This window comes from Cystobacter fuscus DSM 2262 (genome assembly GCF_000335475.2).
Taxonomy (GTDB): Bacteria; Myxococcota; Myxococcia; order Myxococcales; family Myxococcaceae; genus Cystobacter; species Cystobacter fuscus.
In genome coordinates, this window is record NZ_ANAH02000025.1 from 1 (window position 1) to 23,689 (window position 23,689).

24 protein-coding genes and 1 pseudogene are annotated in these 23,689 nt (G+C 67.4%); 14 read left to right on the forward strand and 11 right to left on the reverse strand.

Annotation, left to right across the window (positions count from 1 at the left end; translation table 11 throughout):
• Positions 1–63 precede the first annotated feature (63 nt).
• A pseudogene (locus D187_RS32775) lies at positions 64–228 on the reverse strand (hypothetical protein); the annotation flags it as partial.
• A 95-nt stretch (positions 229–323) separates the two neighbouring features.
• A complete protein-coding gene (locus D187_RS32780) occupies positions 324–914 on the reverse strand; it encodes a hypothetical protein (RefSeq protein ID WP_002630469.1) in 591 nt (196 codons plus the stop codon).
• A 108-nt stretch (positions 915–1,022) separates the two neighbouring features.
• Between D187_RS32780 and D187_RS32785 the strand changes: the two genes are divergently transcribed.
• A complete protein-coding gene (locus tag D187_RS32785; RefSeq protein WP_002630470.1) occupies positions 1,023–1,484 on the forward strand; it encodes a tetratricopeptide repeat protein in 462 nt (153 codons plus the stop codon).
• Between the two features lie 96 nt (positions 1,485–1,580).
• Here D187_RS32785 and D187_RS32790 read toward each other — a convergent pair whose 3' ends face one another.
• Positions 1,581–2,672, reverse strand: a complete 1,092-nt coding sequence (locus tag D187_RS32790; protein ID WP_211241594.1) for a cytochrome P450 — start codon at positions 2,670–2,672, stop codon at positions 1,581–1,583.
• A 51-nt stretch (positions 2,673–2,723) separates the two neighbouring features.
• On the opposite strand from D187_RS32790, the gene D187_RS57220 reads away from it, so the two are divergent.
• The gene (locus D187_RS57220; protein WP_002630472.1) at positions 2,724–2,939 is read left to right on the forward strand and encodes a hypothetical protein; all 216 of its coding nucleotides are present in this window, start codon (positions 2,724–2,726) and stop codon (positions 2,937–2,939) included.
• Between the two features lie 536 nt (positions 2,940–3,475).
• The gene (locus tag D187_RS32800; RefSeq protein ID WP_020918428.1) at positions 3,476–4,585 is read left to right on the forward strand and encodes a serine hydrolase domain-containing protein; all 1,110 of its coding nucleotides are present in this window, start codon (positions 3,476–3,478) and stop codon (positions 4,583–4,585) included.
• Between the two features lie 76 nt (positions 4,586–4,661).
• On the opposite strand, the gene D187_RS32805 is transcribed toward D187_RS32800, so the two are convergent.
• On the reverse strand, positions 4,662–5,816 hold the full coding sequence (locus tag D187_RS32805) for an epoxide hydrolase family protein (protein ID WP_002630475.1): 1,155 nt from the start codon (positions 5,814–5,816) through the stop codon (positions 4,662–4,664).
• 28 nt (positions 5,817–5,844) lie between these two features.
• Entirely contained in the window at positions 5,845–6,750 is a 906-nt protein-coding gene (locus D187_RS32810; RefSeq protein ID WP_002630476.1) for an NmrA family NAD(P)-binding protein, read from the reverse strand.
• Between the two features lie 136 nt (positions 6,751–6,886).
• Between D187_RS32810 and D187_RS32815 the strand changes: the two genes are divergently transcribed.
• On the forward strand, positions 6,887–7,564 hold the full coding sequence (locus D187_RS32815; RefSeq protein WP_043432607.1) for a TetR/AcrR family transcriptional regulator: 678 nt from the start codon (positions 6,887–6,889) through the stop codon (positions 7,562–7,564).
• Positions 7,565–7,699: 135 nt separating this feature from the next.
• On the opposite strand, the gene D187_RS58270 is transcribed toward D187_RS32815, so the two are convergent.
• Together D187_RS58270 and D187_RS32820 are read right to left on the reverse strand one after the other, a co-directional pair.
• Entirely contained in the window at positions 7,700–7,885 is a 186-nt protein-coding gene (locus D187_RS58270) for a hypothetical protein (protein ID WP_002630478.1), read from the reverse strand.
• On the reverse strand, positions 7,886–9,304 hold the full coding sequence (locus D187_RS32820) for a cell wall anchor protein (RefSeq protein ID WP_245591879.1): 1,419 nt from the start codon (positions 9,302–9,304) through the stop codon (positions 7,886–7,888).
• Between the two features lie 501 nt (positions 9,305–9,805).
• On the opposite strand from D187_RS32820, the gene D187_RS32825 reads away from it, so the two are divergent.
• The 8 genes from D187_RS32825 to D187_RS32855 all read left to right on the forward strand — a co-directional run bounded on the left by D187_RS32825 (position 9,806) and on the right by D187_RS32855 (position 18,479).
• A complete protein-coding gene (locus D187_RS32825) occupies positions 9,806–10,747 on the forward strand; it encodes a fascin domain-containing protein (RefSeq protein ID WP_245591880.1) in 942 nt (313 codons plus the stop codon).
• A gap of 165 nt (positions 10,748–10,912) precedes the next feature.
• A complete protein-coding gene (locus tag D187_RS55640; protein WP_002630481.1) occupies positions 10,913–11,074 on the forward strand; it encodes a hypothetical protein in 162 nt (53 codons plus the stop codon).
• Positions 11,075–11,275: 201 nt separating this feature from the next.
• A complete protein-coding gene (locus tag D187_RS32830) occupies positions 11,276–12,397 on the forward strand; it encodes a hypothetical protein (protein WP_155893759.1) in 1,122 nt (373 codons plus the stop codon).
• 32 nt (positions 12,398–12,429) lie between these two features.
• Positions 12,430–13,917, forward strand: coding sequence for a hypothetical protein (locus D187_RS32835; protein WP_002630483.1), 1,488 nt, complete (start codon positions 12,430–12,432; stop codon positions 13,915–13,917).
• Positions 13,918–14,107: 190 nt separating this feature from the next.
• On the forward strand, positions 14,108–15,580 hold the full coding sequence (locus tag D187_RS32840; protein ID WP_155893760.1) for a glycerophosphodiester phosphodiesterase: 1,473 nt from the start codon (positions 14,108–14,110) through the stop codon (positions 15,578–15,580).
• A 69-nt stretch (positions 15,581–15,649) separates the two neighbouring features.
• Complete coding sequence (locus tag D187_RS32845) at positions 15,650–16,891, forward strand: hypothetical protein (RefSeq protein WP_002630485.1); 1,242 nt, start codon at positions 15,650–15,652, stop codon at positions 16,889–16,891.
• A 14-nt stretch (positions 16,892–16,905) separates the two neighbouring features.
• The gene (locus tag D187_RS32850) at positions 16,906–17,907 is read left to right on the forward strand and encodes a HEAT repeat domain-containing protein (RefSeq protein ID WP_002630486.1); all 1,002 of its coding nucleotides are present in this window, start codon (positions 16,906–16,908) and stop codon (positions 17,905–17,907) included.
• Positions 17,908–17,954: 47 nt separating this feature from the next.
• Positions 17,955–18,479 (forward strand): hypothetical protein, encoded by a 525-nt coding sequence (locus D187_RS32855; protein WP_002630487.1) that lies wholly within the window; start codon positions 17,955–17,957, stop codon positions 18,477–18,479.
• Between the two features lie 78 nt (positions 18,480–18,557).
• On the opposite strand, the gene D187_RS32860 is transcribed toward D187_RS32855, so the two are convergent.
• Both D187_RS32860 and D187_RS32865 read right to left on the reverse strand, forming a co-directional pair.
• Entirely contained in the window at positions 18,558–19,004 is a 447-nt protein-coding gene (locus tag D187_RS32860) for a DUF697 domain-containing protein (protein WP_002630488.1), read from the reverse strand.
• Positions 19,005–19,070: 66 nt separating this feature from the next.
• Positions 19,071–19,748, reverse strand: a complete 678-nt coding sequence (locus D187_RS32865; protein WP_002630489.1) for a phospholipase D-like domain-containing protein — start codon at positions 19,746–19,748, stop codon at positions 19,071–19,073.
• A gap of 223 nt (positions 19,749–19,971) precedes the next feature.
• Between D187_RS32865 and D187_RS32870 the strand changes: the two genes are divergently transcribed.
• Both D187_RS32870 and D187_RS32875 read left to right on the forward strand, forming a co-directional pair.
• On the forward strand, positions 19,972–21,216 hold the full coding sequence (locus D187_RS32870) for a glycoside hydrolase family 5 protein (protein WP_002630490.1): 1,245 nt from the start codon (positions 19,972–19,974) through the stop codon (positions 21,214–21,216).
• A gap of 365 nt (positions 21,217–21,581) precedes the next feature.
• On the forward strand, positions 21,582–22,244 hold the full coding sequence (locus tag D187_RS32875) for a hypothetical protein (protein WP_043432622.1): 663 nt from the start codon (positions 21,582–21,584) through the stop codon (positions 22,242–22,244).
• Between the two features lie 103 nt (positions 22,245–22,347).
• Here D187_RS32875 and D187_RS32880 read toward each other — a convergent pair whose 3' ends face one another.
• Positions 22,348–22,878, reverse strand: coding sequence for a Uma2 family endonuclease (locus D187_RS32880; RefSeq protein ID WP_002630492.1), 531 nt, complete (start codon positions 22,876–22,878; stop codon positions 22,348–22,350).
• A 99-nt stretch (positions 22,879–22,977) separates the two neighbouring features.
• Complete coding sequence (locus tag D187_RS32885; protein WP_020918436.1) at positions 22,978–23,559, reverse strand: hypothetical protein; 582 nt, start codon at positions 23,557–23,559, stop codon at positions 22,978–22,980.
• Positions 23,560–23,689 lie beyond the last annotated feature (130 nt).

Here is a 23,689-nt window from a genome sequence, read left to right on the forward strand (position 1 = left end):
GGGCAACTGCCCCGGTCTACCCGACAGGAACTCCTGGGCATCCTGGGGGAGGGGAAACTGACCCGTTCCATCGCCGCGCACCGCCAGCGAGTGGTAGGCGCCCGCGGCAATGGCGGTGATGCTGGTGAGGCCCGAGACCTGGACGGGCGTGGAGCGGTGGGTCGTCGACCCATCACCGAGCTGCCCGTTGGTGTTGTAGCCCCAGGCCCAGACGGTGCAGTCACTGCGATGGCTTCTATCCCGCCTATGCACCCCAGACGGTGATGATCAAGCAGCCGTCCCGCTGAGTGGGGACACGGGAAGACAACACGGTCCGCCGGACGTCACGGAGGGCCGTAGCCCTGCACGCGCGAGTTCAACTCCACCGCGGTGGCGTAGATCTGCGCCCAGGTCTGGAACTTGATGCGGTTGCCCAGGCCCTTCTGGTCATGCGCGTAGTCGAAGAGATCCTCGCGGAAGAGGGCGTCGGCGGCCTTGCGCGCATCCGGCCCGAGCGGCGTGCCCTTGCGATCGTAGTAGCGCAGCAGGTCGTAGCCGTAGTCGTGCGTCTTGGCCGCGGGATCGAACTCCATGTCCGGACCCACCTTGCCGGGGGCGGAGGCGGAGCCGAACGGATCCTGCATCCGCTGGCCATGCTGGGTCTGGATGGCGAAGGGCTTGTAGCCCATGACCTTCTCGAAGTCGGCCGGAGGCGGACGAGCACCGGTGAGGTACTCGGTCATCAGCGTGCCGTGATTGCTCGCGGGGGCGGCGCCCACCTGGGCCGTGCGCTGCAGGGCGGTGGTCGTCTGGCTGAACGCATCCCGCGGCGCGGAGCGCGTCAGGGCGGGGGCCAGCGCCTGGGCCGGAGCCGCGGCCGGAGGAGTGTGGGCCGGGCGCGGCGGGGTGGCGATGGGCGAATTTCGGACGATCATGGGACCCTGGTGGAGGACGGACTCTTGGGTTATCGGATTCTGGGACCCGGCGGTTGCATCGCCGTGACGGTTCCCTGGTGACGCGCCGCGCAGCACGGGAGGGGCTCAATGAAAACAAACCTTTATCGCGACGGAATGGCTCGGCTGGAAGCGGGGGACGTGAAGGAGGGGCGCCGGTTGCTGGAGGAGGCGCTGCGGGCAAGTCCCGATGACGCGGAGGTGATGCACGGGCTGGCGCTCGCCCTGGACCCGCTGGGGGAGCGCGATCGGGCGCTGGAACTGCTGGAGTCCGCGCATGCCCGCGCGCCCTCGGAGCCGGGACCGGCCTGTAGCCTGGCCATGGCGCTGCTGGAACGGGGCGAGGACGCGCGGGCCGATCAGGTGCTCGAGCCCGTGCTGGCCGTGCATCCCGACCACCCCCGCGCGAACCTCTACGCGGCCATGGCCCTGGCGAAGACGGATCCCACCCACGCGCGCACCCTGCTGTCGACGGTGCGGGGGGATCCGGAGCTGCGGCGCGAAGCGCAGGCCCTGGATCTCGTGTTGTCCAAACACGAGCCCTCGGTTTGAGCGCCCAGCCGCAGCGGGCGTCACCCTTCTTCTTGTCGCCGTCGCAATTGAACACGAGGCCGCTGGTTCGCTTCCAGCCGGGCAGATGCCCGCGGTTCAACTCCTGTCACAGACAACCTTGGCGTTGCGCAACTCATAGCTCATCAGCTCATCGAACCAGCGCATCTCGGGCGCTCGCTCCAGCCGGATGCCCGGCACTCGCAGCAGCCGATCGAGGAACACGCGCGTTTCGTGCATCGCCACCTGCGCGCCCGGGCAGCGATGATTGCCGTCACCGAAGCTCATATAGGAACCGAGCACCTTCATCCGCCTGGCGCGGTCGGGATCGATCATGTGCGGGCAGGGGCCCGTCACGGCCTCGTCGGTGTTCGCCGCCCGGATGTCAATGGCGACGACCGACCCGGCGGCGATGGACCCCGCCGCGGCCAGCTGCGTCTCCTCGGCGGCGCGCCGGTGCAGCATCGCCGCTACCGGCTCCAGGCGCAGGATCTCCTCGAGGATCGCGAACTGCTCGTCTTCACCGCCGTTCAAGAAGCGCTCGCGCAGCGCGTCGCGCTCGAACAGATGCCACGCGGCCATCACGATGAACTCGCGCGTGGTGACCATGCCCGCGACGGCGTAGGTCATGCACTCGATCAGGATCGCCTGATCCGAGTAGCCCTCGTCAAGCAGATGCGAGATCACATCGTCCCGGCGCTTCTCGCGCCGCGCGGCGATCGCCGGGCGCACGTCGCGCAAGAAGAAGGAAAGCCCGTGGTAGCGTTGAGTGGCCGCCGCGACGAGACGGCCGACCGGCCCCCACTTGCGGAGGCCGCCCGACGGAAGCGTGGCGCGGATCCGCGCGGCCATGCCGATCTGGTCGCTCTGGGTGAGACCCACGATCTCGGCCGCGACCGCCACCGCGAGCTGGAAGCTGCTCCTGTCGAGCATGGCGCCGCCCTGGGCCCGCATGGAGGCCAGCAGCTCGTCGGTCGTGCGCTCCATCACCTCGCGGTAGCGGGTGGAGATGGCCTTGGGGGTGAAGAAACGGGCGATGGCGGCACGCCGACGACGGTGCGGCTCGCCGTCGAGAAAGAACACCGAGCGCTGGCTCGGATCGTCCTTCTTGCCCGCGTCCGCGTCGGCACCCGCCTGCCTCATGGCACCGCTGCGCAAGACCTCGCGCGCGAAGGCGAAGCTGCCGGCCACTCGCGCGCCAGGCACCGGTGAAACCCGCTCCGCCGCGCCGCATGGGCGTACATGGCCTCGGAGATCGCGCTGCCCGCCGTGATGCGCCGCACATCCAGCTTCTCCAACTCGGCGGCGGGGGCGAGGGTGGGGCGGGCCATGATGTTCACCGGCTACGGCCCGGCCGCGCGTTATGTCCGCTGGACTGACGGCGGCATGGACTCCGAGTGGTGGTGGGGCCACTACGGTGTCGTGATGGATGACGCGGTCGTTGCCGTGTTCCGGTAGCCCCGCCTCCCGCTCACTCAAGTAAGCCCTGGCCGCTCGCTGCCTCGAGCCCTGGCTGGCAAGAGGGCGTTCGCCTTGCCCGGTGCGGGAAGGAACGCCCTCCGCCTTCAACGGCGTGTCATCAAAGAGTGGGGCGCATGCACACCCACCTGTTGAAGGGGATGTCCTGGCAATAACACTCGCCCAAGGTGCCATCGCCATACACACAGGCCCCCTCGGACAACGGATTGCAGACCCTGTTCTGCATCGTGTCACAGGACATGAGGAGTCCCGCCTTCTCCTGCTGCTCGGGCGTTCCGTTCCCGGCGTCGGCTGGAATTTCCCCTCCACATCCCAGTCCCATGGCAGCTGCGAGGAAGGCGGAAACGAAGATACGTCGAAGCATGAGTGAAGCCCCTTTCACCTTGGCTGAAGCGCAATAGGACATAGCGTATGGGGGCATCAGTCAAGATTTTCGCGCCTCCACCATCAGGTAACAGATGGACGGGCCTCCGGTGCTTGGTTCACTCACCACGAATTCGCCTGGAGGACTTCGGATGTTCACCCATCGGTTTGGTCGACGCGTGCTTGGCGTAACGCTGCTGCTGTGGCTCTCGGGTTGTGAGAAGGATGAGGGCCTGGTTTGTGACCGGCTCGCGCCCCGGCTGCAGCACGCGCTCGAGGAGGCCACCTTGGCCGAGGATCTCCCCGGGGTCACCGTCTCGCTGCGTCTCCAGGACTGTACGTGGCGGGGCGCGATGGGCGATTCCAGGGTGGAGCCCGCCACCGGGCTGAAGGTCGAGGACCGGCTGCGCGTGGGCAGCATCACCAAGAACTTCGTCTCCGTGGTGGCACTGCAGCTCCAGGCCGAGGGGAAGCTGTCCCTGGACGCGCCGCTGGCCACCTGGGTGCCGGACTTTCCCCGTGCGGACCTCATCTCCGTGCGCCAGCTCCTCAACCACACGAGCGGCGCGTTCAACTACACCCAGAGCCAGGACTTCCTCGCCCAGGTAGAGGCGAACCCCGGGAAGACGTGGGCCGCCGAGGAGCTCATCGCGCTGGGCGCCGCGAAGTCCCCCTCCTTCGAACCAGGGACGGGCTGGGAGTACTCCAATACCAACTACATCCTCCTCGGCCACATCCTCGAGTCGGTGACGGGGACGCCGTTGGCGCAGCAAATTCGCACGCGCATCCTCGAGCCCCTGGACCTGGACAGCACGGGGATGGACGGCGCCGAGCCGCTGCCGCCCCTCGTCGTGCGGGGCTATTCGCGGGACCCACGCGATGGCTCGTGGAGGGACTTCACCGACTTCGTCCATCCGTCCGCGGCCGGCGCGGCCGGTGCCCTGATCTCCAGCGCCGATGACCTCAGCGCCTTCTATCAGGCCCTCTTCGAGGGCTCGCTGCTCGCCTCGGAGCAGCTCGCGGAGATGACCGACTGGGTGGCGACGCCCGTCCCAGGCATGCCCGGGTATGGCCTGGGCATGGTGCGGGCCGACACCCCCGTGGGGCCTGGCAATGGCCATGACGGTGCCATCCCCGGGTTCTCCTCCCTGGCCTTCTACCTGCCCGAGCGCAAGGCCTCACTCGCGGTGCTGACCAACCGCGAGGGGGCCTCCGTGTCGGGTGTCACCAGCAGGCTGCTGAAGGTGCTCGCCACGGAGTGAGGCGGTTCCTGCGTGCGCCGCCAGTGCGTGGTGCAGCGGCGGCCGTCCAGCCATCCGAGGCACATGCGTATAAACGCTACCGGAGCCCGGAAAAGGTGGCGCGGACTTCCTCCACGAAGGCCGCCGGTTGCTCCAGCGCCGCGAAATGACCACCCCGCTCCAACTCGTTGAAGTGGACGAGGTTGGCGAAGCGGGGTTCCGCCCAGCGTCGGGACAGCCGCACCTGCTCGCCGGGAAACATGCTGATGCCGGCCGGCGTCGGCATGGGCATGGTTGGCATGCCACCTTGCTTCATCGCCTGCGCGCTTTCCCAGTACAAGCGCGCGGAGCTCGGCCCGGCGTTTGGCAACCAGTAGAGCATGATGTCGTCCAGCATCTCATCGAGCGTGAACACGCGCTCCGGATCGCCGCCGCTGTCCGAGACGTCCTGGAATAGCGCATAGATCCACGCGGCCAGTCCGACAGGTGAGTCCGCGAGGCTGAACGCGACGGACTGTGGCCGGGTATTCTGGAGCTTGTAATAGCCAGAGAACTGCTCGTCATAGCGTTGCGCGTCAGCAAGCATCTTCCGCTCGTGAGCGTCAGCATTCGCACGTTCCTCGCCGGTCGGTTGGAACATCACCATATTGAGGTGGATACCGATCAGGCCGGCTGGTGCCATGTAGCCGAGCGTCGTCGTGACCCCCGCTCCCCAGTCGCCGCCCTGCGCGGCCCAACGCTCATAGCCCAGCCTCTGCATCAACGAGCTCCACGCGCTGGCGATGCGCCCGATGTGCCACCCTGGCCCGGTGGGCTTGTCGGAAAAGCCAAACCCCGGCAGCGACGGGATGACGAGATGGAAGGCGTCAGACGCCTTGCCGCCATGCGCGACCGGGTTCGTGAGGGGCCCTATCACGTCACGGAACTCCAGCACCGACCCTGGCCAGCCATGCGTCATGAGGAGCGGCAACGCCTCTGGCTCGGGCGAGCGGATGTGCAGGAAATGGATGCCAAGTCCGTCGATCTCGGTGCGATACTGGCCGAAGCCGTTGAGCAACGCTTCGCACCGGCGCCAGTCATAGCCATCGCGCCACCGCTCCGCGAGCGCACGAATCCTGGCGAGCGGCGGACCCTGGCGGGTGTCCTCGACCGTCCCCGGATCGGGCCAGCGGGTGTGCATCAGCCGCGCACGCAGGTCGTCCAGTTCGGACTGCGGCACGGACAGGTGAAACGGCTCGATGCGGCCAGTCATCAGGAACACTCCAGTTCGGGATGGGGAGTTATACGGGGCCGGCGAGGACGTCTTCGACGGACGTCCAATTCGTCTTGCCATACCGTTCATTATCGAGGGGGGAAAGCTTGCCCCGGCCGCTCGACATGTCGCGGAGATATTGCATCCCCTGCCAGGCAGGGAATGGCGCATCCGTCTTGGGTGAGAGTGTGCGGGCAATCTTGATGACAACACCGAACAGACCCATCCCGCCCGCACGGAACAACGTGTAGCGTTGACCGCTCAACCGCGTCATGATGCCAGCCAGGTCACGGGGGCTCGCGGAGGCTCCGGCGACCCGCAGGAAGCGAGGCGCGTCGGCATCCAGGGCGACGTCGGCGGTATAATCGGCCACATCGTCCTTCGTGGTGAAGTCAAGCAGTTGATCGGCATCGCCCCAGTAAAGGATCCGGCGACGGTTGCGCAGGATGATGGGGGCCTCTCCCGTCAGCAGATCCGTGAACATCCCATTCAACACGGAGTGAGCGCGAATGGGTGCTTGATCCACCCGAGCCATGAAAGAGCGACGAAGGTCCAGGTTGCGGTTGTCGCCAGGTCGCGTCTTGGTGAAGTCGAGCGAGAAATCAGACGGCATGAATCGCGGCACGCCGGCCGCGACCGCGGCGTCGAGCAGTTGGCTTTGCAGGCCAATGATCGTCGGTTCCAACCCGTTGAGAACGGAAACGACGCAGGCGGCGCCGGCGCAGGCGCGTTCGAGCGCCGCGGCATCGTCGAAGTCGACTTCGACGGGGGTCGCGCCGGTAGCTCGCACCGCGGCTTTTCTCGTCTCCGAAGTGCCCGCCCGAACCAGTGCGCGGACCTGCGCGTGTCTCCGGGTCAACGCGCTCGCGAGGCGTCCGCCCAGGTCTCCGGTTGCCCCCGCGACAGCGATGATCTGACCGGTACCGTCCATCATGGCGCCCACTCCCCTTCGTGCGCGTCACTCCACTCCTCGAGCGTCATCCTGGCCACGTCACACGTCCCCTCGATGAATTAACTGAACGATGCCGTTCAGTTGAAATGAGCGGGGAAGTAGCCTATGCGTTCCGGTCATGCAAGGGAAAAGCACCTCTCCCAAGAAAGCTCCGGCGGCTCGAAGGGGCCGGGGTGGTCGTCCGTCGGCGGAGCAGGCCGGCGAAGTCGATCGCCGTATCCTGGAGGCGGCTACACGTTTGTTCTTGCACCTTGGCTTCGAGGCGACGAGTTGTGATGAGGTCGCGGTTCAGGCAGGCGCGGGCAAGGCCAGCATCTATGCGCGATACGCCAACAAGGAGGAGCTGTTCACCGCGGTGGTCCGCCACAGCGTCGGGTGCATGCTTGCACCGTCCAAGGACCTCCCGGTCGGCCTGACGCTGCGGGAGCGGTTGCGTACCGTGGGGAACGGCATCCTGGCCCATGCACTTCAGCCCGGGGTGGTTGCCTTGATGCGGGTGGTGATTACAACCGCCTATCGCCTGCCGGAACTTGCTCGACTTACGGACAGGATTGGACGGGACCGCGGTATACAACTTGTCGCGGAGGCGATCGCGGGCCCGCAATCAGGGACCACCGCGGCAATCGAGCGAGCATTGCCAGCCGCCGCCAAGTTCATCGACCTGGTGTTCGTACCGCATCAAATGCGCGCGCTGCTGGGTGACGATCTGGACGAGCTGGCAGCCAAGGCAACCCACAGCATCGACGAAGCCATCGACCTTCTTTCTCGCGGAGGATGGCTCAACGGGTGGGAGTAGCACCGGGCGGGTGTCGGTCTACTCGTCGAACTCCGCGTGCATGACGACGTCGCAGAACCCGGGAATCGGCAGGTGCTCCCGCTCTCGGCCGACCTCGCCCATGAGGGGCATCGATTCCCGCCGCCTCCACTCTGCCTACTGGCGCACGACGCGCTTGAGCTTGAAGGGCGAGGGGGACTCGCTCATCGTGTAATAGCTCGTCCCGGTGGAGTCGTACTCGATGGCCTCGCCCTGGCCTTCCACGGTGTCCGTCAGGGAGACGGGGAGGGCGGCGAAGGCGGTCTCGAAGGCCGCGCCCGGGGCGGCGCGGAACTCATACACCTAGCGGTAGGTGCGCAGCAGGAAGCGGTTGGCACACGGGTGGATGTTGCCCGAGGTGGCGGCGGCGTAGTTGGTGTCCGTGGTGGTGGGCAGCTGGAGGTCGGACACGAAGACGAGCGTGGACAGGGTGCCCGGGGCCGGCAGCGGCTGCGGGAACTTGTAGACCTTGCTCGCGCCCGCGTAGGACTTGGTGATGATGTAGATGTCGCCCGTGGTGGGGTGGACCATGATGGTCTCCGCGTCCTTGGGCGTGTCCGGGTACTGGAACGGGAAGGCCTGCGCGGTGAGGCTGCCGCTCGTCTGGCCCGCGCCGAGGTTCGGCTCCGGGATGCGGTAGACGGCGAAGGTGGAGGGCGGCGTGGGGAAGTTGGCGCTCGAGCGGCCGATGTCCCCCATGTAGATGCACTTGCCGGTGGGGCAGGGCCCGGTGGCGACGTCCTCCCAGTCCGCGGGCGTCACGTTGGACACGTTGAAGGTGCCCAGGGTGCTCGCGTCCGTGGTGCTGATGGCGACGATGGCGGTGGTGTCCTCGTTGTGCACGTAGAGGACGCCCGGGGTGAGGCGGCTGGCCGCGAGGCCTGATGGCTCCACGATGGCGGTGGCCGTCACGGTGCCCTGGGTGGTGTACGTGGTGGCGAAGGTGTCGCCCACGCCGCAGGAGGAGGACGCGTTCGCCGCCCGGAGCGCGACGACCTGGGCGGTGTTCGTCTGTGCGTAGGGCGAGCTGCCGTTGAACGCGGGCTGCGCGCCCGCCACGCCCAGGTCCTTGTAGGCCGCGTTGAAGAGCAGGCCGGTGGACGAGGACACGAGGCAGGTGTCGAACGGCTCGGTGAAGCCCGCCGGCGGGACGATGGGGCTGGCCGGGCACGCGGCGCCGGTCCAGATCTGCGCGCCGAACCACACCGCGACACCGTTGGCGGTGGTGGTGGTGATGGCGGGCGTGTCGAAGCTGGCGGTGGTGCCGTTCTTCTGGCCGCTCTGCGCGTCAATGGGGTTGGCCGTGTCCGCGCCGGAGAAGGCCGAGATGCTGCCAGCCATGTAACTGGCGAGATCGATGGCGAACGCGTAGCTGGCGGGCTCGGACGCCGTCGCGACCTTGTAGAAGACCCACGACTTGAGCTGCGACGCGCTCTGGTCCGAGCGCAGGAGCGTCCAGCCCGCGGGAGGCGTCGCCACCGCGGCCACGTTGTTGCGGTTGACGAGGTGCGCCAGGAGCACGTCGCCCGCCACCGTGCCCGTGGGCTTCGTGATGCTCAGCGAGGTGATGCTTTTGCCGGTCGCCGTGGAGCCGCTCCGGTACGCCACCGTGGACAGCGCCCGTGGGGTGGCGCTGACCTCGGCCGCGACCCCGTCCTGCTCGGAAGGAAGAGGAGCGTCCCTGTCCAGCGGACCACACCCCGCGAGCGCGAACAGCGACACCGAACACAGCCTGCGTAGAAGAGCCTGATTGAAGAACCGCAAGTTCACTCCCGCCTGGATGGTGATGCGACACGAACGTCCACGAGAACCCCAGATGTTCTCGCTCGAATTTCGACAAAACGGCAATTCACGCCTATAATGTTTTTCATGAAAACACAACGATGGCGGTGACCCTCACCCTGGCGGGTGCGGCCACGGTGGCGACCCCAGGCTGCGGGGGCGGCGAGGCGGAGGACGCGGCCCATAACGCGCGCGTCATGCTCGTGGATGCCATTGTCTGGAGGCGTGCCGGATGGGCCCGGGGAACGCTCCTCCCGGGCCCTCGGGCATCATGTCGATTCCGATGACCCGAAGCCAGCCGCGAGAGTCTCCGTAGGAGCCAGGGCAAACTTCAACCTCCGTCCGTCAACCAAGGCAGGATTCATGCTCCATTTCAAACGCTCAAAGCTGTTCCTTCGTTCCGCATGCTCGGCGCTGTTGCTCACGGGCGCGTGCTCTCCGGTGAACAGTTCGCCTGAAGGGCAGGACGACGTCACGGAGGCCGCCTCGAGTCCGTTGCTCCTCTCCGGCGTGAGCTTCAAGACGGTGCTCGGCGGCCGCTATGTGGGCGCCCAGAACAATGGAGGTGGCGCGGTCATCGCGACGGCGACGAGCGCCCAGGCGTGGGAGAAGTTCACGATCGATGACATCAACGGCGGGGCCCTCGAGAGTGGAGACTCGATCTTCATCACCGCGGGCACCGGGCAGTACTTTCAGGCCGCCAACGGCGGTGGCTCGACGCTGAACGCCGCCAGCTGGAATCGCCTGGGCTGGGAGACGTTCCGCATCGTCAAGAAGAGCGGGAGCGGCCCGATCGCCAACGGCGACATCGTCGGCCTGCAGGCGGTCACGACTGGCCATTGGGTGTCGGCGGAGAACGGTGGCGGCGGCACGGTGTTCGCGTATGGCGCCGTGCTCGACTCGTGGGAGCAGTTGACGATCTCTGGCTTGTCCGGAGGCACGACGCCGCCTCCCACCACGGGCTGTGACGCTCCCGGCCTCGTCTGGAAGACCGCCAACAAGACCAACTACACGTCATACCCGGATCCGGGCAGCGAGGAGTGCACCAAGTACAACGGCTGCACGTGGGCAGGGCAGTTCGCGGCGTGCGAAGGGAAGAAGTCGGAGGCGTGGGTGGCGGCGCACAACATCGTCGCGGTGTTCCCCAACATGAACGCGCTCAAGCTCCATGACCTTTGCCTGAAGTCCGGCACGAAGACCATCGTGGTCACCGTGCTCGACACGTGCGCCGACTCGGACTGCTCGGGTTGCTGCACCCAGAACAAGGGGAACGCCGACGCGCTGATCGACCTCGAGAGCTATACCAACGAGCGCTGGGGCGTCCCCGACGGCAGCATCCAATGGGCGGACCTCGGTCCGACCAAGGGGAGCGGCTGTAACTGATTCCCACTCGGGATGAAGTCGTGGGTCGCCGAGCAGCCAGCCCTGGTGCCCGGCCAGCAAGCAGGCCAGCACGGGCGACGTTCCCAGGCCAGTCACGATTGTCTCCACGAAGCTCCTTCCAGGTGGCCGCGGTGATGACGCCGCGGTCACACAAGGAGCAAGACCATGAACGAGTCGACGCAGAAGGACGCCCTGAACCAGGATCAGCTCGCGGAGGAGAAGCAGTTGACCCTCGAGGAGCTGGAGCAGGTCGTGGGCGGGGATAGCGGATTCAAGGTGATTGGGCACAAGGATCCGGACAGCGAGACCAAGCTCATCGAGTTTTGATCTCGGGCACCGGAGGGAGTTGCCGCGCTTCGCGGCTTGCTCTCCTCCGGGCCTCTCTTCTCGATGTCGGCCGAGTCCCCGGGATGGCGCCGCCTCTTCCGCGGCGCCGTCCCTCCCCCGCGGATCCCCGCCATGCCCAGCGCTTCCTCTCTCCCCCTTTCTTTCGAACCCCATCCGGAGTCGCTCGCGCGAATCCCTCTCGTGCGCCGGATGCTCTCCGATGCCCTGGTGCGTTTCGTGCCGCGCGCCATCGATCAACAGTGGAAGTACAAGCACCTCATCCCCGTGAGCCTGGCGGGCTTCAACCCCTTCCAGCGGAGCCTCTTCCTCGCGAGCAACTCAGCCCTCTCGCGCTGGCTCGCCGATCCCCATGGCTCCGCCCGGGACTACAACGAGGACGATCGCCTGGTCCGGGAGGTGCTGTTCGCCGCGCACGATTATCTGCACTGCTGGTCCGCGGCGGTCATCGCGGAACTGGCCCCGTGGGTCCGGTTCGATACCGGCCCCATCCACCGCGACAACCTCGAGGACTTCGTCTTCTGCCATCTCCTCACGGAGGCCGCCGCGACGGTCGGCCTCGATTACTGGTATCTCTCGACGATCGACCTCGACGAGCGGATCCCCATCGGGACGACGTGCACCACCCTCACGGTGGACTATCACGAGCACTACGTCTGCGAGTACCGCCGGTTCTGCCCCGGCTGGGACGCGCAGCGCCCCGGTTTCTTCGGCGACATCGCCCGGTTCTATTGCTCGGGGGTCTTCAAGGGCTTCGACGTGCGGGACGCTCGCAGGAGCGCGCGTCTGCTCAAATGGCTCTCGCACGAGTTGCGCTACGGCGCCCAGCAGCGGGAGTACGCCCGGGAGTGGCTCGGCTTTCTGGCCGCCACGCGGCTGCCGGATGAGCCCCACCGGCTGGCCGCCCCCGTCTCCTTCGAGGAGCCGTGGAAGCAGCGGCTGATTCACGAACTGGGGCTCGTGCTGTTCGCCAAGGTGAAGGAGGACTCCGACAGCGGACTCGTGCTCGAGAATCGGAACACGCCTCCCGAGAGCCCGAAGGCGTGCCCGCCCGACTTCCGCTTCGTCAACGCGAACGTCGTCCCGCTCACGCCAGAGGCCGCTGCCTCCCCCAAGAGCCTGAAGTACTACGTCATCCAGCGCATCGCCGCGACGGTCCTCGACTCGGTGAGCGAGGACAACCAGCGGGCCCTCCAGAGTGCGCTCCGGCGCGAGGAGTACGAGGCGGCGTTGCGAATCATCGAACCGGCGGAGCGTGTCCCTCCCGTGGGCACCGAGCCACGGGATCTGTTCGTCTTGAACTAGCGCGGAGCTCGAAGCTCACGCAGGAGTCAACCGTGTCCGCGACCTGTCAGCCTCCACAGCCCTCCCTTCCAGACTCCTGGTGGGTTCCCATCCCGGTCGCGCCGGCCGGTTTCACCGCGCTGCACGCGAGCCATGCCCGGTATGCCGTCCAGGTCGATCTGGGACGCATCGGCCCCTTCGGGTTCTCGGCGCCGCCGGAGCACGAAGCCGAGCTCTTGTACTCGGACCTCCAGACCAACGCGGACATCAACGTCTCCCACCGGCTGGGGTCGGGCCGGGCGGGTTTTCATGGGGGCAAGTACCTCAAGGGCGTGGGCCGCACGCTGCTCGCGGCGAACTGGAACCACCCGATGGATCGCTACCACAGCAGTGGGCACCTGTTCCCCTCCGCCGCCATGAGGGAGTACCTCGTGAGCTGTTACCTGGAGGAACTGGGAGCGGGTGACACCCTCGTCGGGTGCGAGGGGCTGCTCCTCGCGCCCTTGCCACCCGGCGCCGAGCGCTATCTCGAGTCGTTCTTCCCTCAGCGGGACTTCCGCGACTTCGCGGCGGTGGATCGGCGGCTCCAGGCGATCACGGTCAAAGGAGGGGAGTTCGCGCGCCTGTCCAACTTCACCTGGTCGTTCTCGCAGTGGCAGTACGGAGTTCCATTCCTGATCGATCTCTTCCTGAAGATGGCCCAGTACCTCGGGGGACCCACCCAGCCGCGGGTGCGCTCCCGCGAGGTCACCCCCGAGACGCTCGCGGAGCGCCTGGAGGGAGCCCTCGAGCGGCTGGTCCACCACTTCGAGCGCTACTTCCAGGCCGGCGTCTACTGGGGCTCCTTCCACAACAACTTCACCGCGGACGGCCGCTTCCTCGACCTGGAGACGCCCATCGTCTTCGGAGCACCCTTCGTGGGGGTGCTCGCCACTCCGGGTGAGTTGCCCGAGTCGGTGGACCTGGCGGCTCCCAACGGCTTCGTCGGGTGTGAGGTGCTGATCTGTCTGCGGCAGGTCCGCACGTTCCTCTCCTTCCTGATCGATCGGCTGGAGTGGCTCGGCCGCAACGCCTGGAAGGTGGGTGGGCTGGAACGCCGCTTCTTCCGGGACACGGTCGAGGCGTTGCGCGCGCGGTTTCCCTCCTCGCACTGGCTCCATGACGCGGGCGCACTGGAGGAGAAGCTGACCGCGGGCTTCATCTCGGTGCTCGGGCTCCCGCCCGGGGCGGAGGCGGAGCTGGCGGCGCTGGTGCGGGCGCAGTGCCGGGTGATGCTGAACGAAGAGCCCGGGCGCACGGCGAAGACCAGGCTCGTGCCGATGGAGTTCTTGCTCGCCAATCCGGAGCCGACGAGCCCGGTCATGGCCGGCGTCCCCCACTTCCTCGAGGGCTTCGTGGGCCAGACACGCCCGGGCCGGGTCTTCAACGCGGCCCTCCTTCAGGTGGAGCAGGCCGTTGATGTCACCACCGCCCTGCGGGAACTCCGAGAGGCGGAGGCGACCCTCCGGGGCTCCGTCCGCGAACGAGGCAAGCTCCCCTGAGCGCGCCCCGGGGCGGACAAGAAAATCCACGAAATTCGTTTTTCTGGGATGGGGGAGAATCTCGTCCCTCTTCCAGGGTGTGAATGCCCAAGGCTCCAAGTCGATACGCGCTCTTGCCGTCTGGGCCTCCTGTTTCCTCGTGCTGTCGGGTTGCGGGGGCCCCGAGGAGATCCCCGAGGAGCCCGGCGAGGTGGCCTCCCCCCTCGTGAACGCCGGCTACTGGGCCAACGTCACCAAGGCCTTCCCGCGGACTCCGACCGGACATGTGGCGGCCATCGGCCGGCACAACTGCTACGTGACCACCGAGACGACCTCCTCGGCCAACCTCACGAAGACGAACGCGACGGTACAGTCCGCCATCAATGCCGACGCCGACCTCCTCGAGTTCGACGTCAAGGAGGAGGGGGGGAGGGTGTACGTCCACCATGAGGACGATGGTTCCACCAACGGGCCCCTCCTGGCCAACGTGCTGGACTACGCCTCGCTGAAGTCCGACGACGCGGTGCTCTACATCGAGATCAAGGAGACGAGCACGTCCCAGAGCATCGCCCGCCAGTTGCTGGACCTGCTCCGGGCCCGGCGGACCTGGTACGCGCGCGCCGGCCGCCCCGTCGTCTTCCGCGGCTTCTACGCCCGCCGGGCCAATCTCGCGGCGGTGCAGGCCCTCCTCCCCGAGTATCCGGATCTCAGCCCCTACATCCAGTTCCACGTCTTCCTCAGGGATGGCGACGCCGCCGACATGCTCGCCTTCCATGGGCTGCTCCGGGATGCGAAGACCCGGGGGTGGCATGGTGTCGAGTTCCCCTATGACAGCGAGAACCTCCTGTCGAAGGTGGCCTATGCGAAGTCCCTGGGGCTGGGCGTCTCGCTGTGGACCATTCCCACCAGCATGGGCGAGGTCTACCTGTCGAACATGCGCGAGGAGGTGGATGCCTTCGTCTGCGAATACGACGTGACCAAGGCGCGGGGAGTGATCTCGGACGCCAACCAGCTCCTCTACATGAGCGTCTGGAACCAGCCAGCCGGGGCGACGAGTGTCCGCTATTACCGCACCGGAGCCACGGCCTACACGGTACCGGTCAACGTCGCGGGGGCACCGACCACGAGGACGGACGCCGAGGGAGAGGATCGTCATGGCACTTCACTCGTCTTCTCCGCGCCCTCCGCGCAGGCGCTGCCCTTCTACGATGCGGACACGGCCGCCGGGCAGGGCTACCTCGTGAGCGCGTATGTCAATTTCGATGATCTGCTCACCACCTGCCCGGGAGGAGCGAGCAGCTGCACGATGGCGCTGCTGAACAAGGCGGAGGCCGGCGGGTTCGCGCTCGAGCTGCACCGCTCCAGCAGCGGCGCGCGAGTGCTGCGCTTTGGCGTCCACGTGGCGGGGGGTTACCAGTACGCCACCCTTCCGCTCGATGGCCTCAACGGCAGCAATGGCTACCTCATCACGGGTTGCTATGACGGGAGCGGTGCGGTCCGGCTCTGGGTGGACAACAGCGCGGCGGGCACCACGCCGACGGCCTCCTTCACCGGGGGGGTGCAGAACACGGACGTCCCCGTGATGGGCGGCGCGGACCCGCAGGCCAGCGGGGCCCCGCGCATGTTCCTGAGCGCCAAGGTGCAGATGCTCCAGGTCCTGCGCTGGACCGGTACCGGGCACTGATACCCAGGTTTTTGTTATTTCGTTGGGATGACTCCGGTTCCGGGGGCTCTACAGGAGAGCAAGCCCTCAATGGTCCCGGACGCCATGCCCCCAGACTCCCCCTCCCGCTCCGCTTCCCCCACCCAGAGCCCTTCGAGCCGACATGTGATGCGCGGCGCCACGGTATTGGGTGCGGCGGCCCTGCTCGCGGGGGTCGCGCTGATCGGCGCCGGCTCGCGTGAGTCGGAGGGCGGGGACGAGACGCGGTCGGCAACCGTGCCGGGCGGCCCGAACCCGGGGCCGTCCCAGCGGGGCTCCGCCACCGGGTCCACCGGCCCTGGGGAAGAGGCGCAGGAGGCCGTCGCGGCCCCTCCGCGGTTCGAGTCCACGACGTGCTGGCCGGACCTGGAACGCTTCAACGACGACGTGACGATCGACAACTTCCGCGAGTGGGCCGCGCCCATGCTGTCCGCGCGCGAGCCGCTCGTCCGGGACTACCTGAAGGAGCGGCTCACGGAGCTGATCGGCAATGACGCGGGCCGCGCCAGTCAGGTGCTGGGCTGGGCCCGCGAGGCCGGGCCCAAGGACGCCAAGGTGTATCTGGCGGCCCTCCGGGACTCCGAGGCCATCCAGCTTCCCCAGGTCGCGGCGCGGCTCATGGACATGAGCCTGGACGGCAGCCTCGAGCCCCATCAACGCGCGGGGTTCCTGTCGGCCCTGGATACCCAGAAGCGGCTCGAGCCCACGGCGCTCACGCGGCTGGCGAACTTCGCCAGGGATCCGGTCTCCGGCGAGGCGGGCTGGGCCGCCACCCGCACGATCGCTCGGGTCATGAAGCGGGACTTCAACCAGAGCGGCAGCCTCGCTCCTTATATGGACAAGCTGCTCACCATCGGCGCCGAGTCGCCGGACGAGCAGATCCGCTACCTGGCGCTGTCGATGCCCATGCACGCGGCGCCCGTCCTCGATGCCGAGGCCACCGAGCGGTACACGCGGATCCTCGCCACCGAGGGCAGCGAGGGCGGCCGCGAGGCGGCAGTGCACAACCTCTCCCTGTCCCAGGACAGGGCGAAGGTGCTGGAACTGTTCGGCAGCTCCTTCGAGACCGAGCAGGACGTGTGTGTGCGCTGGGCCCTGTTCCGCTTCGCGGCGCGCGCCGCGGGAAGGGACGCGCTCCCGGTCATGGCGACCATGGCCCTGAAGGACCCGCGCTTCCAGCCGGACTACCAGGCCTTCGAGCAAATCTACGCCAGTGGAACCCTGGACTTCGTGCGGCTGTGGAACAGCCTGCCCAATCAGGATCCCCACAACTGCCTCGATCGCCACGACTGAGCACCGGAGCCCCCATGACCCGCCCCTCCGCCTTCACCTCGAACGTGCTCGGCCTGCTGGCACTCACGCTCTGCCATGTCGTGCCCACACCCGCCTCCGCGCAGGGGGTCTCCTCGCGCCCGGCTCCCGTCATCCAGGGGGAGACGTGCTCGGTGCGGGGCCTGATGGATCAGATCCGGCGGGGTCTCGGCTCGAAGTCGGAGGCCTACAAGCGCTACCTGCGCACGCTCCTGCGCGAGTCCGCCGTCACCCTGCCTGACAGCGAGCTCCGGGCGGCGTTCGAACGGGAGACGGATCCGCTCATGGTCGAGCACCTGGCGGTGGCCCTGGTCGCGCGGACCGAGCGCGGGGCGGACCCCAGCGCGATGCAGGCCGTGGCCAGGCGGGCCCTGGAGGAGCGCGATCCGGCGGTCCGCGCCGCCACGGTCCGCGCGATGCGACGCACCAGCGCCATCGAGAACACGGGGGACATGTATGAGCGCCTGGTGCGGGACGCCTCGCCCGAGGTGCGCATGGAGGCGGCGACCAACCTCATCGAGGACAACCAGTTCGTCTACTCGGGTCACCACGGCCCGGCCGCGGACACGGCGGTGGCGGCGGCCTTCGCCTCCACGGATCCGAAGGTGACCGCGAAGCTCCTCGGCAACCTCTCGACCGAGGCGATCAGCGCCGACTCGACGAGCCGGCTCCAGTCACTGCTGCGCAGCGACCACGCGGAGGTCCGCGAGGCGGCGGCCACCGCGCTGGGCGGAGTGCCCTCGACGCGGATGGCCAGCGCCCGGGAGTCGCTGCTCGCCATGTACCTCGGCGAGAAGGACTCCTCGGTGCGCAAGGCGCTGCTGCAGAGCATCGCCCAGTTGGGCTTCGCGGACGCGGTGCCCGAACTCCAGCGGCTGCGCGGCGTCGATCCCAGTCTGGTGGCGGAGATCGACGCGTGGACGCGAGCACTCGGCATGGGCCTTCAGGAGTGGAGCCTGATCCTGAGGGAGAAACAGCGGCTGATGCAGGCTCGATGATTCGCACTTCCGATGGGGGCCAGTGAGCTGGCCCGAAAGGAGCAACAATGCATCACACGATCAAGACGGCACTGGTGTCACTGGCTTCCCTGGCGATCCTCCCGGCCGCGGCGACGGCGCACACGGTCAAGGCTCCCTTCCCCGGCACGATCACGGCCACCACGTACTACCCGAGCGGCGGGTACCACGGCGCCATCGACGTCTCCAGCGGCCGCTGCAACTACTGGGGTGCCGAGACGGCCGTGGTGGGCTCGGTCTCCTGGAACGTGACGATCAACACCACCGGTGTCGTCTGTAATGGCAACGGCTACGAGAACGCGAACATGGCGACCCACACCTGGGCGGACGGCTGGAAGTTCACCCAGAAGCACTTCATCAAGACCGCCGACTCGTACGACCGGACGTGCGACCGCTGCCAGGTCGGCAACGAGGGTGGCACCGGCCAGGCCACGGGTCCTCACGCGCACCTGATGCAGGACAAGCTCGGCACCAAGGACACCTCCTGGTACTCGGGCTACACCACCCAGGGCGAGGCCGTGACCCGCAGCGAGACCCTCGGCGTCCTCGACTGACCCCCGAGCGGGAGCGGAGGAGGCGAGCGAGGCGCCCCAGGTAGCTGCGTCTACCCGTCCGAGCTGGCGCGTGCCGGGTCAGGAGATCCGGAAGCCCAGCTGCGCCAGGGCGGCCTTCACCCAATCCTTGAGGGACGCGGTCTCGAACGGGGTGGCCTCGCGCTTGGGGTACTTCTTCTCGAAGTAGCTCACCGCGGCGATGCCCATGGCGAAGGCGGTGCCACCACTCGCCGCGCCCTTGATCAGCCAGCCCACGAGGGGAATCTGGCCCACCGTCTCACCCAGCACCGAGGTGGCCACCGTGCGCACGACGATGCCCGTGCCCAGCGTGGGCACGAGCGCGAGCGCCTCGCCGAGCGTGAGCGTCTCTCCGTAGATGCCGGCCACGTGGTAGATCATGTAGGCCTCGATGGCCGACGTGAGCGCCGTGTGCGCTCCCGGGATGGGCAGCGGGATGGCTCCCGCCGCCGCCGCGCGCGTCGCGCTCTCCTCGACCCAATTGCGTGCCGCCTTCTCCGCGTTCATCGGTGTCCCCCTTACATCCGGACCAACGTTGGAGGGGCGCACCTTATCGGCTCGGAACGTGCGCGGCTACTCCAGGGACGTCCACAGCTCGTCGAAGGCGCGGCAGAAGGCCTGCACGAGCCGGGGATCATCCGACACGAGCACATTCTCGTGGTTCTCGGACGCGGCCGAGCGGGTCCAGTTGTAGCTGCCGGTGAGCAGGCGCATCCGGTCGAACACCGCGAACTTGTGGTGCATGTGCGCCTCGGTGCGGTCCAGGCGCACGGGAATGCCCGCCTCGCGCAGCCGATGGACGTCCGAGCCTGGATCCAGGGCCTTGTCGTCGTCCGACACCACGCGCAGCCGCAAGCCGCGCGCGTGCGCCTCGAGCAGCACCCGGGTGATGCGATCATCCGTGAGGGTGAAGACACACACGTCCGCGCTGCCCCGGGCCTCGCCGATGAGCCGCACGATGGTGCGCAGCGGGCCCTCTCCCGGACTGAACTGGACATCCACCTGGCTCGCCTCGCGCGCGGGCAGCAGCGTCTTCACCATGTCCTCCAGCCAGGTGATGACCTGGCGGGCCCGATGGTCGGAGACGGAGTCGCGCGCCAGCTCGAACGCCCGTGAGCGGAAGAGCGCCAGGAGGGCTTCACTCGCCTTGCGCTCCTCCAACACGGCCTGGAGCGCCTGCTTCTCGGTCCGGGTGAGCTTCCGATCCTCCAGGGTGGCGGAGAGGATGGCGTCGATGTCGGCGGCGTTCATGGGCGGCTCCCGGGCGAATCCAGCCTGGGAAGACTACCAGGGGTGTCCGGGAGGATGCCGGGCTGGACGGTGGGGAGAGACGCACCGTGTCATCGACTCATGACGCACGCGTACATGTTTATTATGATATTCATGTTTTTCGCTTATTGACCTGGTTCCCTGTTGTGTGACAGACACGCGCCGTTCACCCAACCAGACATCTGTCTTGTTCGAGGAGTGCGCGATGCAAATCAACGACAGCTCGTACCAGGGAGAGAAGGGGACGTGGCGCCGGGGCCTGTTCGCGGGAGCGGCGTTCGGACTGGCGGCGCTTTGCGGCTTCTCGCCGTCCGAGGCCCACGCGCTCAACATGCTCAAGACGAGCGGGCGCAACATCGTGGACTCCACCACGGGCGCCGTCGTGCGGCTGCGTGGCGTCAACCTGGGCGGCTGGCTGGTGCAGGAGCGGTGGATGACGCCGCTGGACAGCGGCAACCTCCCGGACACCTACAGCGTCATGAAGGAACTGGACCGGCGCTTTGGCGTGGCCACCGAGCAGAGCCTGATGAAGACGTATCAGGACAATTGGATCACCACCACGGACCTGGATAACATCCGCGCCGGTGGCTACAACGTCGTGCGCGTTCCGGTGTGGTGGGGCAACTTCTACGCGCTCGACAACGTGTCCAACTCGGGCTGGCGCGCGGATGCCTTCGAGAAGCTGGACTGGATCGTGAACAACGCGGGGGCTCGCGGCCTCTACGTCATCATCGACATGCACGGCGTGGTGGGCGGGCAGAGCCTGTCGGACACCACCGGCCAGGCCAACCGCAACGAGTACTGGGTCAATGGCAGCCACCAGGGCAACACCGCGTGGATGTGGTGGCAGATCGCCAACCACTTCAAGGGCAACGGCACGGTGGCGGGGTATGATCTCATCAACGAGCCCATCGGCGCGCCGAGCGCCTCGGCCGTGTGGAGCGCCTACGACAGCCTCTACAAGAGCGTGCGCTCCGTGGATCCCGCCCACATGATCTTCCTGGAGGGCGCCTACGGGAACTGGAACTGGAACATGCTGCCCAACCCCGCGCAGTACGGTTGGACCAACGTGGTCTACGAGATGCACGAGTACCAGTACAACGGCAGCGCGGCCCAGGTGCAGCAGGGCGCCACCAACCAGGTGACGGACTTCAACAACCACGCCTCGTGGAACGTCCCCGGCTACATCGGTGAGTTCAACTCCATGGGCACCGGCGCCTCCACCTGGGCGGCCACGAAGAAGACGTACGACAACGCGGGCCTGAGCTGGACCATGTGGTCCTACAAGGCCACCCACGGCCTCGTGCCGGACAGCTGGGGCTGGTACGACCCGACCTGGTGGCCCGCCACGCCCAACATCTCCACGGACTCGGCCGCCACCATCTCCAGCAAGTGGCAGCAGTGGAAGACGACCACGTCCTTCGGCAAGAACACCTCCATCAGCATGTAGTCCGTCCGGAAGGGGGCTCCCCCCGGAGCCCCTTTCCCGCTCAGGGGCAGTCGTAGCGGAGAAGGTGTCAGACGATTCGTAGGAGCAGGGTGGCGGAGAGGATGGCGTCGATGTCGGCGACGTTCATGGGCGGCTCCCGGGCGAATCCAGCCCGGGAAGACTACCAGGGGTGTCCGGGAGGGTGCCGAGTTGGACGGAGGGACGTGCGGCCCCGGTAGCGGCTGCAACTGATTCCCAGAGGGGAGCTTCCAAAAGGAGCCTGCGTATATGAGAGGCTCCAGGCTGGCCTCGGAGAGGGGCTGCCTTGCCGGGTAGGGCAGGGCGGCGCGGGCGGCACGGGCCTCGTCGTCGGTGGGACTCGGGCGGTGGGTGAGGAGCGCCTCGGGCTCCTCGAGGGCGACGGCCTCGCGCACGGAGGCCATCTACTTCTCTCGTCCTTCATGCGTCCACGCCTGTCCGGCATCGTTGCCCTGGTGCGACTCACCGCCGGGTGGCTTCATCGATTGAGCTGGCTTGCGCTCCTGTTGCTCCTCACGGGATGCGCTGCGCGGTTTCCCTCCACGGCTCCCCGGTGGTACGGGCAGAGCAGTTCTCGGACCGTCGACATCGACGTCGAGGCGGCCACGCCTCGACAGGCGGAAGCGCTGCGACGCGGCGGCGTCCAACTGCCTCGGGTCTCCGAGTGGACCGCCGACCCTCGCGAGCATCGTGATTTCATCGATCTCCGAGTCACGGCTGTGGGCTTTGGCCTCACCGAGGGTGGCTATCTCCTCTACTGCGAGGGGTTACCGCTGCCCGTCCTCATCCCGGAGTCCCAGGTCGACCTGGGAGTGACGAGCGCCGAGCCGCTTCATGCCTCCATCTACCCGGACCGGGACACCGCCCTGGCGGATCTGGCGGTCAGCACCTCGGATGCAGGACAGCCGAGGTATGCGTGCCTGGGGTCAAGCCGCTGCAGCGGCCTGTTGGCTCCAGTTCCACCCAGAATGCGCAACTCCAGGCGGACATCCAATACCTACGGCAGATAGGCGCCACGAACATCCGGGTCAATCAACAACAAATCACGTACAACAATGGCCAGCGCGTCGGAGTCACGGCCACTGGGAAGGCGTCTTCCATGCCAGCCGATCCTCAGGGCCGGGGCGCCGGGGGAATGGATTTCGGAGCCCAGAGCAGCCCCAATTCCAGCGGCTCGGCGTCGAAGGGCTCGGCGCGGATTGTCTCCTCCCCTGTGTGACGAGCGGCCAGCGTCCAGCCCTTCCTTCCCCGGCGGTACACCTCGAGGGAGTGGGCCCGGGGGTCCACGAGCCAGGAGTGCCTCACGCCTTCCTGGTGATAGAGGGCGGGTTTGCGCCCCCGGTCCAGCGCGGCCGTGGATGGGGAGAGCACCTCGCACACCCAATCGGGCGCGACGTCGAAGAAGGGGTCATCCCGCTCCAGCAGCCCCGGCACCCGCTCCCGGCGCCAGCCCGCCAGATCCGGCACCAGCACCTGGCGGCCCAGGTGCAATTCCGGTTCGAGCAGGAGCCACCATCCCCCGGGTCCCCCCTGCCCGAGGTCGAAGGTGTTACCCAACCGGGCCATGAGCACCGTGGTCGCTCGGGCATGCCACTTCGCCGGCCGGGGAAAGGCCCACAGCTCGTCGTCGATGATTTCCCCCACCCATCCGGGCGGAAGGGCCTCGATGTCCTCGTGGTGGCTGGACGCCTTCCCCGACCCATGTTCGCTCCTCGCCCTGGCGCTCCCGCCAGACTCCTCCCATCATACCGGAGGGGGTGACATGGGTGGTAGGATCGAGCCGACTGGGGGGACGTGCGGCCCATCGCAACACTTGCCCTGGTACTCGGCCTGATTGCTGAAGCAGGGGGGCTTCTTCTCCAACGCCACCCAGCAGCCCTTGTTGATCTCCACCTCGCCCTTGTTGGTCTCACAGGGAGGCACGGCCTGTTTCGTCCAGGGCTTTTCGGGGAGAGGGTAGGCGATGGCGTCCGGGTCCGGCTTGCTCCGGTCGATGAAGTCCGACTCCCGTCGCAGGGCATCCTCGATGGCCCAGACACGAGTCCCGACATGGGGATGCGCGGCGTCCAGCCTCGTGAAGATGAACAGGCCGAACCCGCCCAAGCCGAGCATTGAGCCGAGGACGTAGAGCACCTTGACCCAGGCGGGTGCTTGGAAGTTCGGCACCCCGTGGTGCTGCGTGTTGTGGATGACGATGTCGCCCTTCACGAAATACCCCGTGTTGACGCCGACGACGGTGTCGGCGCCCGAGGCATGCACGAGTAGTCTCGGAGCTCGTTCCTGCAACGCCCGCTGGAGGTTGCTCAGCTCCTCACGCAGCGTCACGTCGCGTGCCGCTGCTTCCTCGAGCCGGGACCGAAGCCACTGTTTGCGCTCCTCCTTCCCCACGCCACCGTCACGAGGTCTGGCTTGTGGCGAGCCAGGGCCTCGGCGGTCGACCGCCCGGGGACACCAC